This is a genomic window from Pseudomonas sp. P5_B2 (genome assembly GCF_056400445.1).
The window spans coordinates 1-17731 of record NZ_JBFULH010000054.1 but is presented as its reverse complement, the minus strand read 5'-3'; the positions used below and the strand labels follow the sequence as shown (position 1 = coordinate 17731).

At 58.4% G+C, this 17731-nt stretch carries 8 protein-coding genes and 1 pseudogene; 1 reads left to right on the top strand and 8 read right to left on the bottom strand.

Annotation, left to right across the window (positions count from 1 at the left end; all coding sequences use genetic code 11):
- The 8 genes and pseudogenes from AC1DRJ_RS08190 to aspA form a co-directional block, all read right to left on the bottom strand.
- A pseudogene (locus tag AC1DRJ_RS08190) lies at positions 1-679 on the bottom strand (hypothetical protein); the annotation flags it as partial.
- 157 nt (positions 680-836) lie between these two features.
- The gene (locus AC1DRJ_RS08185; protein WP_477801675.1) at positions 837-5387 is read right to left on the bottom strand and encodes a hypothetical protein; all 4551 of its coding nucleotides are present in this window, start codon (positions 5385-5387) and stop codon (positions 837-839) included.
- A gap of 255 nt (positions 5388-5642) precedes the next feature.
- The gene (locus AC1DRJ_RS08180; RefSeq protein ID WP_477801674.1) at positions 5643-6758 is read right to left on the bottom strand and encodes a polyamine ABC transporter substrate-binding protein; all 1116 of its coding nucleotides are present in this window, start codon (positions 6756-6758) and stop codon (positions 5643-5645) included.
- A 12-nt stretch (positions 6759-6770) separates the two neighbouring features.
- Entirely contained in the window at positions 6771-7802 is a 1032-nt protein-coding gene (locus tag AC1DRJ_RS08175; protein WP_477801673.1) for a histone deacetylase family protein, read from the bottom strand.
- A 264-nt stretch (positions 7803-8066) separates the two neighbouring features.
- Positions 8067-9065, bottom strand: a complete 999-nt coding sequence (locus AC1DRJ_RS08170) for an AraC family transcriptional regulator (protein ID WP_477801672.1) — start codon at positions 9063-9065, stop codon at positions 8067-8069.
- A 96-nt stretch (positions 9066-9161) separates the two neighbouring features.
- On the bottom strand, positions 9162-13757 hold the full coding sequence (locus tag AC1DRJ_RS08165; protein WP_477801671.1) for a dermonecrotic toxin domain-containing protein: 4596 nt from the start codon (positions 13755-13757) through the stop codon (positions 9162-9164).
- A gap of 130 nt (positions 13758-13887) precedes the next feature.
- Entirely contained in the window at positions 13888-14892 is a 1005-nt protein-coding gene (locus tag AC1DRJ_RS08160; protein ID WP_477801670.1) for an asparaginase, read from the bottom strand.
- A 260-nt stretch (positions 14893-15152) separates the two neighbouring features.
- Entirely contained in the window at positions 15153-16577 is a 1425-nt protein-coding gene (aspA, locus tag AC1DRJ_RS08155) for an aspartate ammonia-lyase (protein WP_477801669.1), read from the bottom strand.
- A gap of 180 nt (positions 16578-16757) precedes the next feature.
- Between aspA and AC1DRJ_RS08150 the strand changes: the two genes are divergently transcribed.
- Positions 16758-17675 carry a LysR substrate-binding domain-containing protein gene (locus tag AC1DRJ_RS08150; RefSeq protein ID WP_477801668.1) on the top strand — a complete coding sequence of 306 codons (918 nt, stop codon included), beginning with the start codon at positions 16758-16760 and terminating at the stop codon, positions 17673-17675.
- Positions 17676-17731: the final 56 nt, after the last annotated feature.

Sequence of the window (17731 nt, the reverse complement as noted above, 5' to 3'; positions counted from 1 at the left end):
GGGCACCTGCTATCAGCAGGTGGTTGGCGACATCGTTTTCCTGCGTGTCGATGTCGATCAGGCAGGCCTGGATCGACGACAAATGGCTGTCCGCATTTTTCCGCGTCGCCGTGTCCGGGTCCTTGAACACCTCGCGTGCCATGGTGCATTCGGCTGAATCCCAACCTTTGACCTTTTGGACGTTCAGCGCCTTGCGCAACGTGTCGGACAGTTCTGTCCAGCGGGTGGACTCTTTTCCCTTGCCATTCCAGTAGTCCAGCTGTCGGGCTTGAAGCTCGACAAACAGCACAGGTGCGCTGTCATTGAGCAGCCTGGCGATGTCTTCGATGCTGACCGGCAGGTGAACGCCATTGATTGYAGCCGGCGCATCCGTGAGAAAGTGCTCTCCCTCGAGGTAATTAGCCGTTGCACCGTAAAGCCCCTGACGTACAAGTGCATGGGTCAGCGACTCGAAATCGATCGGTCCGGCCTCAATTTGATCGTTTTCCACTTGCCATTGAGGGRTGGCGACGAACGCGTGGTCTGGGTCGATGTCCAGTGTCGCGTAAAGCGTTTTCAGAGCACGGCGCAACACGTGTGAAGCCACTTCGTTGAGAGTCGGGCCGTGGCTGGTCTGGCTGACCAGGTCACTTTTTTCTTTGAGCGGGGATGAGGCGCCGGGGAGGTTGCTGTCGGTCATGATCGTTGCCTTCGATGCGTGATTTCAGGATCCGTAAGCAGGTCCTGGCGAAGGTAACGACGGTAGGCTGCTGCCCACGATGCAGGGCGGTAAATAGTTATCGCAGGCCAAAAAAAGACCCGCGACAAGGCGGGTCTCAAACAAGGGATGGCGCGTATTACTTGAAAAACAATGAAGCAGCCAGTCGTTGGTTTATTTCAGCGCGATAAATGGCAATGGATTGATGAGCGTTCAAGACACCTCGCGTTTCGTGTGAACCCCCTGACCCGCGTTGTTCGACAGTCTTCAAATGCGCAGCAGTGAAGGCTGGCCTTGGTGTGTGGGATGCCGGGTAATGGAAGTGCGCATACCAAAGCACTTTGCGGGTTTCCTTATCGCGAATCTCGTACTCATCCAGGTAGTCCTTGCGCGACCCCTTCAAGCGCTGATGCTCCGGCAGTGGTTTACCAATCCTGTGAATGGTCACAAGGCCTTTGCTGTGCAGCCATTCAACACGGCCGGCGGTGGGCGGCTGGCGTTTGGTCATGCTGGTACGAATATCGGTGCCCTTTTTGTACAGCGCAGCCGCCTCATCGTTTAGCCGTTTGGTCACGGCGGCAGCCGATCCGGGGCCGCCTTCGGTCGCGTTGGTGTCAGTCAGGGCTTTTTCGATGGCGATCGCCGATTCTTCCATTCGGCGGGCCTGCTGGTGGAACATCTCCTCGATTTCCAACGGAATACGTCGATCACCTTTTGAGTGTGCCTCGGTACGTCGGGTGAATGACTCCAGCTGGATCAATAATGCTTCAGCGTTTTGAAGGCTGATCGCGAGCGTTGGGCGACTGGCAGCGGGTGCAGCTGTTTTGACCGGCACATGTTCAACCCACACCCCAGGTGTTTTCTCATGGAACGTGGCGATTACTTTACCGGTGAGGGGGGAGGTGACGTCGACCAGATCAGTGTCGGTGGTGTTCACCTGCTTTCGGGACTTGCCGACGACGGTGCCTTTGAAACGCGTTTTGATCAGGCGATGCGGGGCAATGACCGGCCGCGATGGCCCCGGCACCGGTTCGAGGATCTTGCGCTCATGCAGCATCCACGTCAGGTGATTCACCGCACGCAGATGGAACGCTTCGATACGCTGGCGCGTCAGGTCCAGTGACGGTTGCAGCAGCTCCCCGGGGTACTCGTCGGGCAAGTCGAGAATACGTTGGTCGATGGTTGCGAACTGTTCGAGCAGATCACTCAATCCTTCGATTCGTTCCGGTAGCGCCAGGAGGGAATCTTCCCTGGCCAGGTCCAGTGACGACTGGATGGCGAGGCACACATCTTCGACAAGCATTACCAGTGCCTGTCGGGCAGATTCGGTGGCGACTGTTCCAGTGTCATTGAGGCTGAGCTCTTGGGTGAGGCTGATCTGAAACAGCTTCAGGTCTTGCAGCTCAAAGGTTGGCAGCGTTGCCGTGTATTCCCTGGCGGTTTCGGCGCCCTCTTTACCCAGCCGTTTCAACTCTTCAATCCGGGCCATGGCGAACTCGATTTTTTCGATAAACCCTTGGGTCAGCTCGCTGGTTTGCTGATGAGTCTGGCGCGGGGTCTGGGGGAGTTCGTTGGGCTCTCCATCCAGCAGGACCAAAGAGCGCCGCATATAGGTGCCAAACACCAGGTTTTGCCGGTTGAACCATTTCTCCGTCAGCAGTAGCTGTTGATCCAGGCAACTGACCAGGACGGCGCGGTAGTTGATGATGGACTCAAGCACGTTGAATGCTTTGAGCTGCTCAATGTAGACGCCATAAACGGTCACCTGTTTATCCAGCGTATCGATCAGCCTGCGGCCCTGGGGATCATCAACGCCCGGTGCGAGTGGAGTCGCTGCTTTCTCTGCGGTTTCAAGCGCGGTCCTCAGCACCATCTTGTACTTGTCGAAGGTATCCAGCTGCTGTCGCAGTTCGTTTTTGCGCCGTGCATTTTCCTGCACCAGTTCTTTTCGGCTACGGCCACCACCGCGCAACCTCAGGCGTGTGTCRACGAACCATTCGCCGGTTGCGGAATGGACCAGCAGTGGTCCGGTTTTAGTCGGGGCCTGGCGGGTATCGATTATTTGCACGAAGTCATTGTCATTGACCATGACTTCGAACCAGCGTTGGCCAACCTGGGCATACCATTTTTGCTTGAGCGAGCTCAAAAATCGATGCGAGCCGAGTTGCGTCGAGGGGCTCACCAAGCCTGCAGGTTTTGCAATGGCCAGCCCGTCCAGCAGCGCCCCGAGCCCGGTGAGGGCGAGGGCGCCATGGGTGTACAGGTTGGTTTTGTGACTCGCGGGCAGCGGTTGATCAGCAATATCGGGTAACTGGGTTACGGTGATTTTCGAGGGTGATGTGGGTAGTTTTTCCAGCGTGATGGCCTGCTTGGCAACGGTTCGGACCGCGGCGTGGCGCGTCGCCGCGTAATGGGCCAGGACCATGCCCAGTGACAAGAGCAGGTCAGTCAATGCCGTCCACGCCGTGTCATTGTCACCTTGCTCGCTGGCTTCATTCGCTTGATCCAGGTCGCTCATGATCTGCCAGATCCACATGGCGCTGGCCGCCGTTTTACCCAGAAACGGCAGTGTAATGTTGAACAGCATCCACGCCCCGTGCTTCAGGGTCTCCCAACGACTTTGAGCATTGGAGACCGTTTGCCGGTCTGCCAGGGTAATCATCGCGTTGGCATTGGCGGTGAACAATGTCGACAGTGGCGGTTGTGCGAGTGGTGTTGCCGCTAGCGTGACCGCCCCCATCATGCCAAGAGCGGACGCGGGATCGACCAGCCATTGCGACAGCGTCCAGACGGAGGGCAGCTCGCCGGGGAATACATACTGTGAGTAGTTGAAGCGCACGTCGTCCGGTAACCACGCCAACACCGACTGGCGAAGAGTGGGGCTATGTTTGATCGCATACAGCAGGTTGGTTTCGCGGGGATATTGCAGAAGCGGAGGATCAAGCAGAGGGCGATACAGCAGGCAGGGCCCCTTGTCGGCGAGACGCGGGCCGATAACGAACATGTTGGCCACCTCGTCGGCCTTGTTGTCTGTGCTGCCCCCGGGGATGAATGCCAGCGGGCGAATGATAATTTCCAGGCCGTCCACAAAACGGTCAGCGGGTTTTTCCTGCATCGCTGCGACCACATACCGGTAGCCCTGATCGTCGATACCGGCCTCACCACGAATTTTGTGCTGGAGCATCTGAAGCGGCAGTTGAATGCGCAGGTGGCTGGTGAACAGGTCTTGTCGGCGTTGCGTTTCCTTGGTGTTCCCGAGCAGTTTTTGCTTGATCAGCGAGGGATAGATCTCACCGATATTGACCTCGGTGACGATTTTTTCCAGATAGGCCGGTGTCATCCAGGATTCAACAGGACTGCCGTCGGTGCGGCGCACGGTCTTGTTGCCCAATGGCACGGCAATCAAATTCTGCAGGGCCAGATCGATGAGCGACATCGTGATGGTTTCGGTTTTGCCCGGCACCGCAATGGCCCCCCGGATCACCACGCTGGTGATACTGAATTCAATAGTTTCGAGTTTGGCGTCATTCACTTCCGGGTGATCTTTCAACACCTGTGCCTGCAATTTCTGCAGCGTAAATGCCGGGAGTGGTGGGATGTCATCCAGAAACGTTTTACCCGCGTGTTGCTCCCGAAGCAGGGCCAGGTCCATCAAATGTCGGCTGTAGAGGGTCAGGTCCGCCGGTAGAGCATTAAGCAGCCAGCCGGGCAACGAACGCTCGATCCGGCTGAAGCGCCCTTCGTCAATGTCCTTGCGGCGCCTGGCAGCGGTACTGGCGCGACGCGTAAGGCCCTTTGTCGTAAGGGTGTCTTTAAGCTGGCCGATCGCCGCGACTTCGAGCGCGATCAGCGCACAGGCCTGATGGTCGAAAAAATTGCCCGCGGGCTCATACAATCGCCACCGCAACGTCGGCGAACTTGACGTGGACGCAACACGCGCCGGCAGCGTCTCTCCGAATGATTCCAGCGAGTCGTAATGCTTGAAACCCTCGGTAATCGAGTGGCTGATCACTAGCGTGCGTTTGTTCAGCGTGCCCACCAACAACGCCGTATCGAGCACCCACAGATGCTTGTTTGGTTCGTCGATGTCGATCAGGCAGGCCCTGGACTTATAGATATCGTCACGGTGTCGGGTGGCCGGATCCGGGCTGTTGAACAGGGTCCGCGCCATTGCCTTTTGGTCGTCGTCCCAGTCCGAATCCTGCTCGATGTCCCACAGGTTGCGCAGTGATCGCGAGAGTTGCTGCCAGCGTGATGTTTTGTCGTCTGTCTGCTGGTTCCAGTAATCGAGTTGCTGTTCTTGATAGGACACGAACAGCAAGGGGATCAGTTGGTTGATCAAACGGCCAATGGCGTCGATTTTGATGGGCAACTGGATCGCCGGACCTGCCCCCGGTTGCAGGGTCAGGAAGTGCTCTCCGTCGATGTAGGCCGCGGTCTTTGCCGACAGCGTGAGCCGCACTAACACGTCGGTCAGCGATTCAAACCGATAGGGGCCGGGCGTGACCTGAGAGATTGAGACATTCCAGGTAGGTGTCACGACCATGGTCCGGGCGGGATCGATATCAAGGTTGGGGTACGCGGCGTCAAGCGCCATGCGCAGCGCGTTCGACGCCACTTCCCTGAGCGAGGGGCCGGTGACCAGTTGGGTCAATACATCTTCGGAGCGGGTTGAGGAGGTCTCGGACATGGCCATTTCCTTTGTGCCGATGAGGACGCAGGCCGCGGGGCCGCGCTGTATCGGATCAAGGTAGAGGGCTGCCGAAGGCGCGAGGTGGTACATAGTTATCGCAGGCAAAAAAGACCCGCGTATTAGCGTGCTGCTCATCTAAACCATCGCGAACCTTGCAGCCGGACGCAGGCTGCGCCAGCCGCTATAGAATTGTGTCGCTCTTTAAATGAACAGCATCACGCTCATTGGCGGGTCTTTGCTTTCAACACRTTTTCAAGTGCCTGACTTGATCTTCGTCCAGGACCGTGTGCGTGCACGTTCGGCATCACGCGGCAGTGGTTGCAGAGTATAAAGCGAGCTCATCGCCGTTTCGGTCGGGTACAGGTTCGGGTTGTTGCGGATCGCCGGGTCGACCAGTTCCGTGGCGTCCTTGTTCGGGTTCGGGTAACCGACGAAGTCGCTGACCGGCGCGATCACTTTGGGTTGCAGCAAGTAGTTGATGAAGGTGTAGGCGTCTTCCGGGTTCTTCGCGCCTTTGGGAATGGCGAGCATGTCGAACCAGATCGGCGCGCCCTCCTTGGGCAGGCGCATGTCGACGATCACGCCGTTCTTGGCTTCCTTGGCGCGATTGGCCGCCTGGGAGAAGCTGCCGGAATAACCGACCGCGACGCAGATGTCACCGTTGGCGATGTCGGCCATGTACTTGGAGGAGTGGAAGTAGGTGATGTACGGGCGAATCTTCATCAACAGGGCTTCAGCCTTGTCGTAGTCCGCCGGCTTTTTGCTGTTGGGGTCCAGGCCGAGGTGTTGCAGGGCCAGCGGCAGGATCTCCGACGGCGAGTCGAGCAGGGCGACACCGCATTGCTTGAGCTTGCTGATGTTTTCTTCCTTGAAGATCAAATCCCAGCTGTCCACTGGCGCGTTGTCGCCCAGCGCGGCTTTGACCTTGTCCGGATTGAAGCCGATCAGGATGGTGCCGTACATGTAGGGCACGGCGAATTTGTTGCCCGGGTCGTTGGCTTCGATCAGCTTCATCAGCTTTGGATCAAGGTGATTCCAGTTAGGCAACTTGCTGCGGTCCATCGGCTGGAACACGCCGGCTTCGATCTGCTTGGCGAGGAACACGTTGGACGGCACTACGACGTCGTAGCCGGAGTTACCAGTCAGCAGCTTGGCCTCCAGTGCTTCGTTAGTGTCGAAAATGTCGTAGACCAGTTTGGTCTGGGTGTTCTGCGCCTTGAAGTCTTCCAGCGCCTTGGGGGTGATGTAGTCGAACCAGTTGTAGACGCGCAACGTTCGCTCTTCAGCGTGAACGGCGCCACTGAGCACCGTGGCACACAGCACTGTGGGAAAGAGCGCTGGAGCGATAAAACGCTTGAGTCGATTCACTGTTCTAATTCCTCATTGGGCGCTTTCAAAACCTTCGAGAACGTTCACGGCATTGATGCCGATTTCTTCTACCGCGTATCCGCCTTCCATCACGAACAGCGTCGGCTTGCCGAGGCGCGCAATGCGCTCGCCCATGGCCAGGTAATCGGGGCTGTCGAGTTTGAATTGGGAGATGGGATCGTCCTTGAACGTATCGACGCCTAGGGAGACGACGACAATGTCGGGGCCGTATTTTTCGATCTCCTGGCAGGCCTGATCCAGCGCTGCACTCCATGTGTCCCAACCGCTGCCGGCGGGCAGCGGGAAGTTGAAGTTGAACCCTTCGCCGGCGCCTTCTCCGCGTTCGTCGTCGTAGCCGAGGAAAAACGGGAACTCGGCTTCCGGATGGCCATGGATCGAGGTGAACAGTACGTCGCTGCGATCATAGAAAATTGATTGAGTGCCGTTGCCGTGGTGGTAGTCGACGTCGAGGATCGCGAGCTTTTTGTGGCCCTGATCGAGGAACGCCTGGGCGGCAATGGCCGCGTTGTTGAGGTAGCAATAACCCCCCATCAAATCGCTGGCGGCGTGATGTCCCGGTGGACGGCACAGGGCGAAGGCGCTGCGGGCGCCGCGCTGGATTTCCGCTTGGGCGGTCAGTGCTACTTGCGCGGCGCTGTACGCCGCTTGCCACGTACCGGCGGTGATGGGTGCGCCAGCATCGAAGCTGTAATAACCAAGCTGGCCGTGCAAACTGGTGGGTTTAATCGAGCGCAGCGTTCGAGCCGGCCAGGTGTAAGGCAGCAAGTCGCCGTCGGTGTTGAATTCGGTCCAGCGTGCCCAGGCGGCCTTGAAGAAATCGAGATAGTCACGGCTATGGATGCGTGCGATCGGGTCGAGGCCGAAATCCTGCGGTGCTTCAACCGGGCCAAGGTTCTGGTTCTGTACGCGCTGCAACACATGGTCGGCCCGCGACGGCATTTCGAAGCAGGGCTTGAGTTGCCCGTCTATCAGTTCGCAACGGCCGTGGTGCAGGTGGTGATCGTCCGAGTAGATCGTCAGCATTTTCTTGTTCTCCGCAGTCGGGTTCTGTTGAGCACAGTCTTGCGGGAGGCAGCGATTGAGAGAACGGCAGGAAAGGCCAAAAGGGGATGAATATGGCCAAAAAGTTTGACCGAAATTCGCCCCTGGTTGGCGCCAGTGTGCTCCTGCTCATGGCATGGAATGCTGAACCTGTGGGAGCGAGCCTGCTCGCAAAAGCGGTGTTTCAGACGACATCAGTGTTGGCTATGCCGCCGCCTTCGCGAGCAGGCTCGCTCCCACATTGGCTTATCGGTGTGGCTTGAACTGGCTAGGCGCCACACCGCTCCAGCGTACAAACGCATGACGGAAACTCGCGGTCTCGCTGAAACCCAGCGCCTCGGCGATCCGATAGATCGGCATCTGGTCTTCACAGAGCATTTGCTTGGCCTGCTCGAAGCGCAGCTCATCGAGCATTTCCTGATAGCTGCACCCCAAATCCTTGAGGTGCCGACGCAACGTACGCGCCGAGCAATTCATCTGCTCGGCCAACCCTTCAAGACCCGGCGCTGCATGCAATTGCGCGCTGAGCAACTGCCGAATCCGCCCCAGCCACGCTTGCCGGCCGGTGAACTCGGTGTTCTGTTTGCGGCAACGTTCGGCCATGGCCTGATGGGTAATGATATCGGCGAGGGGCAGGGGCTGGTCCAGCCAGCCCCGGTCGAATGCAAACGCGTTGTCCTGCGCTTCGAAGTTCAACGTGCAATCGAAGTGTTCGGCGTAGGTCGCCCGATAGTCCGGCGCGGTGTGTTCGAAGCGAGCGGCCAACAGCGGCAAAGGTCGCCCGAGCAGGTCGTCACAGATGACCTTCAACGACACCAGACAGAACTCTGCATTGAATACCGCCATCGCCGCGCTTTCCCGGTAATCCGCCGCCACGAACCAGACACGATCCCCGTCGTCTTCCAGGCTCAGCTCGAAAAGTGTTCCCAACAGCGCTGGATAATGCATCGCCAACCGCAATGCGTCACCGAAGGTGGCACTCGTGAGCAGCGCATAACCGAGCATGCCATAGGACGAAACGTGCATCCGACGACCCAATTCGAGGCCGATATCGCGCTTGAGCGCCACGGCGTTGGCGCAGACCTGCATCTCCTGATTGGTGGTGATACGTGTGTCCGCCCGGTTCAGATCCGCCGCGCTGATGCCACTTCCAACGAGCAAGGCTTCGCTGGACAGACCTTCGGCCTTGAAGGTGTTGAGCACCAAGGAGACGGCGTTGAGGGTGGTGAGGTGGGAGTGGAGCATGAGTGGTTCCAGCCTTCGGGAGTCTGAAGGCCAGCAAGTTATGTGCCCAAAGAAATCAGCACCGAGGCGAGGGCGCCATTGCCGACGCCCATACCTTCACTTGCGGAAGAACATGCGCTCTGCCAGGTCCAGGCCGATTTCGCTCCGGTAGAACGCGGCCAGTTGTGTTTCTCTCAACCCTTTGGTCGTGTCCGCAACTGTACCCAGGCGGCGTTCTGCGACGGTTTTCAAACGTGCGGAGATAAACATTTTGGCCGCTGTCCATGACGTGGAGTAGTGAAAGTGTGCATACCAGAGGATTTTTTCCGGCTTGCGCTCGCTGATGGTGTACTCGTCCATGTAGTCAGGCGTCGAGCCTTTGATTTTGCGGCGGCTGACGGTTTTTTTGATGGTGATCTCGTTGTTGAGATTCAGCCACTCAACGGCAAACGGGGTGGGTGGTTGTTCTTTGGCCATCTTCAACATACTGCCGCGTGCCTGGGTGTAGAGGTTGCCTGCGGCCGTTTCGAGCCGGCTCTTCACCTCAGAGGCTGCGACAGAATCGACCTCGGTGAGGTTGCGATCGGTCAACGCCTGCTCGATGTCGGAGCTTGCCTGTTTGAAGCGCATGGCATGCTGGTGCAGCAGTTGCTCAACGCCCGAAGGGGTGCGCCCGGGTTGCGTGGTCAATGCCGTGACCYGTGTGTTGAATGCCGCCAGTCCATCAAGCAACACCTGGCCGGCGGCGACACTGATGTGCAGATCGGGTGTTTTGGCGGCAGGCGGTTCCACACGTTTCGTCCATACACCCGGCGTTTTTTCATGGAAGGTCGCAATGACCTTGTTGGTCAGGGGAGAAGTGATATCCACGAGGTCACTCTCCAGACCAAGGGGGGTCAGGCGCGGAACTCCGGTTATAACGCCATCGTACAGAGTTCGGATGATTTTCAGCTTGGCAACCGGGGGCAGCGGGCGCGGCGTCGATCGGCTACGAAGGGTGATTCTTTCATCCAGTAACAACGCGAGATTGCGCAGGGTGCGCTTGTTGTATGTCTCGATCTGTCGCTGCAATTTAGTCAGGGGATCCGCGAGAACCACGCTCGCGAACTCAGTCTGAAAGTCCAGCAACTGTTCTTTAATGACATTGAACTGCTCGAACAGGCTGCTCAGGCTGTCGATTCGTTCATCCAGGCGTGACTCGCTGCGCACGAACAAAGTGTCGTCCAGGCTCTGGATTGTAATGTTGGCCTTGTCGATGATCTGATCGATGAATGACCAAGCATCGGGTTGTGTCGTAATGGTCTCTGCCGGCAATAGCAAGTTACGCGACAGTGTCACCTGTAGAGCCTTGAGCTGATCGATGGTGTAACCCGGGAGTTGCGCTCGGGCGCTTCGCAGCAGCGATACCCCTTCGTCGCCGAGTTTCTTGAATTGTGTAAAGCGCGACTGCATGTACTCCAGGCGATCAATCATGTCCTGCGTCATCACGCCCATTACTTTCGCGTCTTCGATATTGCGCGTATTTGGCGACTCAGCCTGGACCGTGATCTGGTTCAGAACGGTTTTGAGTTTGGGAGTGAAGATTTTGAGCGTTTCCGTTATGCCGGCTTGCGTGAGATCGATTTGTGCCTTCAGGTACCCAATCGACCGTTCTTGATAATCAGGAATCGGGGAGAGCACGGCGAGGCTTTTCACCTTTTGCAAAGCGCCTTCGTAACCGTCGCGCTGGTCCTCGAGTTTTTTCACATAGAGCGTGCGTTTTTCTTCGACGGAAGCCTTAGGGGCATCAGCCATCTCTTTTTCCGTCTGCTGCAATTGGCGCTGCGCCGCTTTCTTGTTTTTTTCAAACGTTGAAAGTTTAGTGCGTAACTCTGCCACTTTAATCTCCGCCTGATCCTTGGCTCTCTCCTCAAGCAACTTCAATCCTTTGCCGCCCATTAACAGGTTTTTATCGACAGTCCAGTCGTCTTTGGCGTTGTTGACCAATGACGGGCCTCTACGGGATGTCTGTTTTGAGTCAACGATATGCACGACATCGTTTTCATCCACGGCCACTTCGAACCAGCGTTCTCCCAGCGGGGCGTACCATTTCTCCTTCAGCGGGTAGAGGTGCCTGTGTGCACCCTCCCGGGTCGTGGCGTCAGGCAACCCGACGGGCTTGCTGATTTTGAACGTGTCCAGCAGGGCATTCAGGCTGTCGGTCGTTCGGCTCAGGGCTCCACTGCTATGTAGGGTTGATGAGTGACCAGACTGTAAGTCTCCGGACAGATCAGGCAGTTGTTTGATAACGACAGGCGCTTCTACGGGCGCTGTGGGTTCGGAGGGTTCGACCTTGGGTGTCTCTCTGGCGGGGCGGTGATCCGATTCGTTGCGACTGGCGATATGCAGGGTTATCGCCATGGCCAGATTGAGAAACACGTCGGTGAGGGCTGCCCATTGTTCTGCCTTCTTGCCTTGTTTGTTGGCCTCGACAAATTGCTCCAGGTCGTCCAGAACCTGCCAGATCCAGAATGCGACTCCAGCAGTGCGCCCCAGAAAGGGCAGCACGCAACCCAAGATCATCCAGCCGGTGTTCTTGAAAGTTGCCCAGCGACTTTCGGCGTTGGTCACTGATTGCTGGTCGGAAAGTTCGATCAGCGCGTTGGCATTGGCCTTGAACAGGTGGGCAAACAGGTCGCCCTCGACCACCGATTCGCCAAGGCCGATGGGTCCGCTCATCGTCCACAGTTTGGAGGTGTCCACGGCAAATTCAACGACCGCCCAGGGCGAAGGCAGCGCGGCGGCAAACACGTAACGTTGGTAGTCGCTGCGCACGGCGTCAGGAAGCCAGGCCAGAACCGATGCGCGCAAGCCGGCGGATTGCTGGATGGCGTATAACACGTTGGTGGGCGACGGGAACTGGGTCAATGGTTCGTCGAGCAGGGGTCGATAAAGCAGACACGGCCCGGCCGCCGGATCCTGCGGGCCGATCACGAACATATTGGCGACCACATCGGCGTCGCCCGAGGTTCGGCGTTTGGGCACGAACGCCAGCGGGCGCATGACAATGGTCTGACCTTCGACCTGGCGATCCGAGGCGTCGGCTTGCATGATCGCCGCCATATAGCGATAACCGCGCTCGTCTATCGCGCCATTGCTCATCTTGTTTTGCAGGGCCAGCAAGGGCAGTTGGATTTGCAGGTGTCGGCTGTACAGCGCCTGTCGCCGCGCGGACTCTGTGGCGTTGCCCAGCAGCTTGTCTTTGATCAGTGCGGGATAACTGCTGCCGATGTCCAGCTTGGTGATGAGTGTTTCGATGTAATCGACGGTCATCCAGGTCGGGAGGTTGTTGCCTTTGATCGAGCGCAGGGTCTTGGAACCGAGGGGCAGTGCGATCAGGTTTTGTAGCGCGAGTTCTGCAAGGCTGAACACGCGGATTTCGGTCTTGCCAGGTACCGAGAATGTGCCCCAGATGACCGGGCTTTTCACTTGTATCTCGACGTCCTCCAGCTCGAGCTGTGCGGCCGTAGCATGGTCTTTGGTCATTGCATCTTTCAATGCCTTGTTCGCGTATTGAGTGATGGGCAAGATATCGTCCTGCCACGATTTTCCGCTGTTCTGGCTGTGGAGCGCTGACAGATCCTTCAGATGCCGAGAGTAAAAAGTCAGGTCGTTTGTTGAAGCGCTGCGCAGCCAGTCAGGCARCAGATCCAGATACCACGTCAGGCCCGGGCCTTTTTTCTCGACCAGTGTTTCGGTGCGCGGCGGCAGACTCATCGGCGGCTTGTTCAGATCAGCGCCGTGCACGGTGGAAAAATCCATGGCGCCGATGGTGTCTAACTGCATTGAAATCAAGGCGCAGGCTTGCTGGTCAAAAAAATTACCGTCGGGCTCGAACAGCCGCCACTGGATCTCTTTTCGTAACAGGGCCGGATTCAGATGGCCCGGTAACTCGGCGCCCAAGTCTTCCAGCGAGCTGTACTTCTTATAGCCGTTGAACAGGGAGTAGGTGAGGATGATCTGGCGCTTGGCATGGGTGCCGATCAGGACGGCCATCATCATTTCGTTCAGAGCGTTGACGGCCTTGCCGTCGCCTTGATCTATTTTGATCAGGTAGGCCCTGCTGTCGTAGGGGTCGTCGAGCTTGCGCGTTGCCAGATCCGGAGCAAAGAACAACTTGCGAGCCATGCGACAGTCATCGGCGTCCCAACCTTCAATTTCTGTGACGTTCCAGAGTGTACGCAGCGAGTCGGACAGTTTGCGCCACTGCACATCCTTGCCATTGGTGTTGTTCCAGTAGGCCAGTTGCTGTTCCTGAAAAGCCCGAAGCATCAGGGGCGCCAGCAGATTAATCAGGGTGGCAATTTCAGCGATGCGCACGGGCAGGTGAACGGCAGGCTCGGTCATCGGCTGTTGCGTGAGAAAGTGCTCACCTTCGATATAGAGGCTCGGCACTCCCAGCACGGCCTGGAAGGCGAGGATTTCGGTCAGTGCCTGGAAGTGAGTGGGGGCGGCGATAACCTTGTCTTCTGTAATCTCCCAGACACAGGTGCCGACCATGGCCGTCGTCGGCTCAATGTTCAGGTCTGGATAAAGCGTTTTCAAGGACCGGCGCAAGAGTGTGGCCGCGACTTCCCTGAAGTCCGGGCCGACGCAAAGTTGGGTGATCAGCGCATTGTGAGTGTCATGATCGTCTGTGCTCAAAGAAGTCGAGCTTTGGGCGGGTAAAGTCATCAGGCATCCCTGTCATGGTTATGGAAACTGTCCGAGGATTTCGAACAGTTTCCATACTAGGGAGCGGCAAATGCGCGAGGGTGGTAACTATGTATCTCGCCGTGGGCTCCCACGGCTTAGCGTTACTGCGTCAGCTCAGCTCTGCGCACAGGTCGAGTTCCATCAACGCACGCACGTCTGACGACTGCAGGCTGGAACCGAGCAGCGCGTGCAATTTGCCGAACGCCGCCTCACGGGTCATGCCGCCACCCGACAGCACGCCAACACCGCGCAAGCGACTACCGGCCTCGTAGACATCCAGCTCAACGCCACCTTCATGGCACTGCGTCACCGCAACCACCACAACGTCGTTGTCCCGCGCCCGCGCCAGGCTGGCGAGAAACGCGGGGTTGTCGCTCGGCCCCGTGCCGCTGCCGTAGCACTCCAGCACCAGGCCCTGAATGCCGCTGTCGAGCAGGCCATCGAGAATGTCTGCGCTGATACCCGGGAAAAGCGGCAGCACCGCGACCTTCGCCAGTTGCCTGTTCTGGTTGTAGTTCAGCTGTGCAGGAATCGAAGCCGCCTTCACACCGCCACCCTGACGCGCCAACCGCTTGAACGGATGACGGCCGAAGCTGCGGACCTTGGCACAATGAGTCGGGTCCAGCAGTTCGCCGTGGAAGTACAGATGGACGCCAGGCGCCAGTCCATGGCCTAGGGCTATCAGCGCGCCGCTGAGATTCTCCCAGGCATCGCTATCGGTCACGCCGGCCGGCAGCATCGAACCGGTGAAACACACGCGGGCGTGCAGGCCAAGTAATTGAAAACTCATGGCCGCTGCGCTGTAAGCCAGGGTGTCGGTGCCGTGCAGAATCAGCACGCTGTCGCAGCCCTGCACATCAACCGCATCGACCACGGCTTCGCGCAGKYGCTGCCAGTACGCKGGGGTCATGTTGGCGCTGTCGATCAGCGGCGACATCTCGCGGAAACGCCACTGCGGCACCACCAGTTCGGGCTGGCTGTGCAGGTATTCACGCATTCGGGTTTCGAAACCGGACGCCGGGGCCAGGCCGTGAGCGCTGGCTTGCATGCCGATGGTGCCACCGGTGTAGAGCACCATGACGTGCTGGGCGGCAGGGTAGGTCGAGGAATTCATGGGGGTTCTCCTGAACGATGACAGCGTGCAGTTGAGCATGACGCCGGTCGCACGTTGTGTCACGTCGAGTGCAGGGGATGCGCCCGGTTTTTACTGATCAGCGTTGCGTTGCGGGTACGTCTTGCGAAAAAAAGTTAAAAAAAAAGGGCCTGGGGATAAATCCCCAAGCCCTCAAAAGGTGAGAGGTGTCTAGTCCCTCGACCTGGTGAGCGTTGTGGCTCTCGGTGCTCTTCGTTAAAAGAGTAAGAGCCTGCGTTTGGTTAAGCCTTCAGCGGCACCAGACGCGGAGCAATCATGTTTTCCGGGCGCAGGATGTCGGCGAGCATGGCGTCGTCGAGCAAGCCTTCTTCGCGCACCAGTTCCAGTACGCCACGGCCGCTTTCGAGGGCGATACGGGCGATGCGGGTGGCGTTTTCATAGCCGATGTACGGGTTCAGTGCGGTGACCAGGCCGATCGAGTGTTCGACCAGTTCGCGGCAGCGCTCTTCGTTGGCAGTGATGCCGGTGATGCAGTGCTCGCGCAGCATGTCCATGGCGCGTTGCAGCAGACGGATCGAGTCGAAGATTTTGAACGCGATCAGCGGCTCCATCACGTTCAGTTGCAGCTGGCCGCCTTCGGCCGCGATGGTCAGGGCCAGGTCGTTACCGATGATCTGGAACGCCACTTGGTTAACGGCTTCCGGAATAACCGGGTTGACCTTGCCTGGCATGATCGAGCTGCCTGGCTGACGCGCCGGCAGGTTGATTTCGTTGATGCCGGTGCGTGGGCCGCTGGACAGCAGGCGCAGGTCGTTGCAGATCTTCGACAGTTTGACCGCGGTACGCTTGAGCATGCCGGAGAACAGTACGAAGGCGCCCATGTCAGACGTGGCTTCGATCAGGTCGGCAGCCGGAACCAGCGGTTGACCGCTGATCAGTGCCAGGCGCTGAACGGCCAGGTGCTGGTAACGCGGGTCGGCGTTGATGCCGGTACCGATCGCAGTACCGCCCAGGTTTACTTCGGTCAGCAGCTCAGGCGCCAGTGTTTTCAGACGCGCCAGGTCTTCGCCCAGGGTCGTGGCGAATGCACGGAATTCCTGGCCCAGCGTCATCGGCACGGCGTCTTGCAGCTGGGTACGACCCATCTTCAGAACGTGGCTGAACTCTACACCTTTGGCGGCGAACGACTGGATCAGGCTGTCGAGGCTGGCCAGCAGCGCGTCGTGACCCAGCAGCAGACCCAGGCGGATCGCGGTCGGGTAGGCGTCGTTGGTCGACTGCGCCATGTTCACGTCGTTGTTCGGGTGCAGGTATTGGTATTCGCCTTTCTGGTGACCCATGGCCTCCAGCGCGATGTTGGCGATGACTTCGTTGGCATTCATGTTGGTTGAAGTGCCAGCGCCGCCTTGAATCATGTCCACCACGAACTCTTCGTGGAAATCGCCGCGGATCAGACGTGCACAGGCTTCGCTGATGGCAGCGTGCTTGGCTTCGCTCAGGTGACCCAGTTCGCGGTTGGCGTCAGCAGCGGCCTGTTTGACCATCGCCAGACCGACCACCAGCTTCGGGTAATGCGAAATCGGTACGCCCGAGAGGCGGAAGTTGTTCACCGCTCGCAGGGTCTGGATGCCGTAATACGCTTGCGCAGGTACTTCGAGTACGCCAAGCAGGTCTTTTTCTGTGCGGAAAGATGCAGCGGAGGACATGATAGAAATCATCTCGATAAGGACCCGGTCTGTGCCGGAACACTGCAAATGCTAGGCTTGTGGAGAATTTTCGGCCAATGCTGTTAAACACTGGCCTATGCACATTCGGCATAATGCCGGTGTGACGCCGCGTGCGCGGCGAGCGTGCGACCTAAATTGGTGCGTGTCCGGGAGGACGTGATGAATCTGGAAAGTAAATGGCTTGAGGACTTCAGCGCCTTGGCCGCCACCCGCAGCTTCTCCCAGGCTGCGGAACGACGCTTCGTGACGCAGCCGGCCTTCAGCCGACGTATCCGTAGCCTTGAAGCTGCGTTGGGGCTGCAACTGGTCAATCGCTCCCGCACGCCCGTCGAGCTGACGGCGGCGGGGCAATTGTTTCTGGTGACGGCGCGGACCGTGGTCGAACAACTGGGTGAAGTGTTGCGCCATCTTCATCACTTGGAAGGCGGGCAGGGCGAAGTGATGCAAGTCGCCGCCGCTCACTCATTGGCGCTGGGTTTCTTTCCGCGCTGGATCGCGCAGTTGCGAAATGAAGGCCTGAATATCGCGACGCGTTTGGTGGCCACCAACGTCGGCGACGCCGTGCACGCCTTGCGTGAGGGCGGTTGCGACTTGATGTTGGCGTTTTACGATCCCGATGCAGCGATGCAGATGGACCCGGAAATCTTTCCTTCACTGCACCTGGGCCACACCGAGATGCTGCCGGTTTGCGCCGCTGATGCCGACGGTAAACCGTTGTTTGATCTGGAAGGCGACGCCAGCGTGCCTTTACTCGCCTACAGCGCCGGCGCGTTTCTCGGGCGTTCGGTGAACATGCTGCTGCGCCAGCGGGCGCTGCGTTTTACCACCATTTACGAAACCGCCATGGCCGACAGCCTGAAAAGCATGGCGCTGGAAGGGCTGGGGATTGCCTGGGTGCCGCAACTCAGCGTACGCGCCGAACTGGCTCGGGGTGAGCTAGTGGTCTGCGGTGGTCCGCAATGGCATGTGCCACTGGAAATTCGTCTGTATCGTTGTGCACTGGTGCGCAAGGCCAACGTGCGATTACTGTGGCGCAAGCTTGAAGGCGGCGCCGCGCAAGGCACAACCGGATCCTGAACTCGCTGAAGACTAAATGTGGGAGCGGGCTTGCTCGCGAATGCGGAGTGTCAGTC

Bases quoted from the DNA above. Each gene is read 5' to 3' on its own strand.
- AC1DRJ_RS08175 (WP_477801673.1), bottom strand. From the start codon at position 7,802: ATGCTGACGATCTACTCGGACGATCACCACCTGCACCACGGCCGTTGC.
- AC1DRJ_RS08170 (WP_477801672.1), bottom strand. From the start codon at position 9,065: ATGCTCCACTCCCACCTCACCACCCTCAACGCCGTCTCCTTGGTGCTC.
- aspA (WP_477801669.1), bottom strand. From the start codon at position 16,577: ATGTCCTCCGCTGCATCTTTCCGCACAGAAAAAGACCTGCTTGGCGTA.
- AC1DRJ_RS08150 (WP_477801668.1), top strand. From the start codon at position 16,758: ATGAATCTGGAAAGTAAATGGCTTGAGGACTTCAGCGCCTTGGCCGCC.